2 protein-coding genes are annotated in these 1,621 nt (G+C 67.6%); both read left to right on the forward strand.

All coding sequences use genetic code 11. The features are described from left to right. Nucleotides 1-2 precede the first annotated feature (2 nt). The gene (locus Q1W68_RS12510; RefSeq protein ID WP_300649757.1) at nt 3-770 is read left to right on the forward strand and encodes an ABC transporter ATP-binding protein; all 768 of its coding nucleotides are present in this window, start codon (nt 3-5) and stop codon (nt 768-770) included. After that, nucleotides 767-1,549 carry a lipid asymmetry maintenance ABC transporter permease subunit MlaE gene (gene mlaE / locus Q1W68_RS12515; protein ID WP_300649755.1) on the forward strand — a complete coding sequence of 261 codons (783 nt, stop codon included), beginning with the start codon at nt 767-769 and terminating at the stop codon, nt 1,547-1,549. Before Q1W68_RS12510 ends, mlaE begins: the two co-directional genes overlap by 4 nt. Nucleotides 1,550-1,621: the final 72 nt, after the last annotated feature.

The raw sequence follows: 1,621 nt of genomic DNA on the forward strand, positions 1-1,621 counted from the left end.
CGATCCTCGACAACGTCACGCTGACCGTGCCCCGCGGCAAGGTCACGGCGCTCATGGGCGCGTCTGGTGGCGGCAAGACCACGGTGCTGCGGCTCATCGGTGGGCAACTCCGCGCGCAAAAGGGCCAGACCCTGTTTGACGGGCAGGACGTGACCACCATGAACGCCGAAGCCCTGTACGCCGCACGCCGGCGCATGGGCATGCTGTTCCAGTTCGGCGCCTTGTTCACCGACATGAGCGTGTTCGACAACGTGGCTTTCCCGTTGCACGAACACACCAAACTGCCCGAAGCCCTGGTGCGCGACATCGTGCTGATGAAGCTCAACGCGGTGGGCCTGCGCGGTGCGCGCGACCTCATGCCCAGCGAACTCTCCGGCGGCATGGCGCGGCGCGTGGCGCTGGCCCGGGCGATCGCGCTCGACCCCGAACTCGTCATGTACGACGAACCCTTCGCCGGGCTGGATCCGATCTCGCTGGGCACAGCCGCCCGGCTGATCCGCCAGCTCAACGACGCCATGGGCCTGACCAGCATCGTGGTCTCGCACGACCTGGACGAGACCTTCCACATCGCCGACCAGGTGATCGTGCTGGCCAACGGCAAGATTGCGGCCCAGGGCACCCCCGAGCAAGTGCGCCACAGCGAAGACCCGCTCGTGAAGCAATTCGTCAACGCCTCGCCCGACGGTCCAGTGCGCTTTCACCACCCGGGCCCCAGCCTCGAAGACGACTTCGGCAACGGCAAACAGGCCAAATCCAGGGAGCGCGCATGACCACCGCGTGGATCGCCCGCCTGGGCTTCGCCGTGCGCAGCCAGATCACCGGTATCGGCACCGCCACGCGCCTGCTGGCCCGCCTGCTCCTGCTGCTGGGTGCAGCCCTGCGCCGCCCGGTGCTGCTGCGCGACCAGATCCACTTTCTGGGCAACCACTCGCTCGCCCTCATCGGCGTCTCCGGCCTGTTCGTGGGCTTTGTGCTCGGCCTGCAGGGCTACTACACGCTGCGCATCTACGGCGCCACCGAAGCCCTCGGCCTGTTGGTCGCGCTCTCGCTGGTGCGTGAACTCGGCCCGGTGATCACCGCGCTCCTGTTTGCGGGCCGCGCGGGCACCTCCCTCACCGCCGAGATCGGTCTCATGAAGGCCGGCGAGCAACTCAGTGCCATGGAAATGATGGCGGTGGACCCGGTGCGCCGCGTGCTCGCCCCGCGTTTCTGGGCCGGCGTGATCGTCATGCCGCTGCTCGCGGGCATCTTCAGCGCCGTGGGTGTCATCGGGGGCTGGGTGGTCGGCGTGCTCATGCTCGGGCTGGACGGCGGCGCCTTCTGGAGCCAGATGCAGGGCGGCGTCGATGTGTGGGCCGATGTGGGCAACGGCGTCATCAAGAGCGTGGTGTTCGGCTTTGCCGTCACCTTCGTGGCCCTGCTGCAGGGCTTTGGTGCCCACCCCACGCCCGAAGGCGTCTCGCGCGCCACCACCCGCACCGTCGTGGTGGCCTCGCTGGCCGTGCTGGCGCTCGATTTCATCCTCACCGCCACGATGTTCAGCATCTGAGCATCATCCGGAGACCACCATGCAAACTTCCAAAAACGACATCTGGGTCGGCCTGTTCGTGCTGATCGGCGC

The organism is Hydrogenophaga sp. (assembly GCF_030158645.1).
GTDB lineage: Bacteria > Pseudomonadota > Gammaproteobacteria > Burkholderiales > Burkholderiaceae_C > Hydrogenophaga.

Coding starts and splice junctions, on each gene's coding strand:
- mlaE (WP_300649755.1), top strand. CDS start 767: ATGACCACCGCGTGGATCGCCCGCCTGGGCTTCGCCGTGCGCAGCCAG.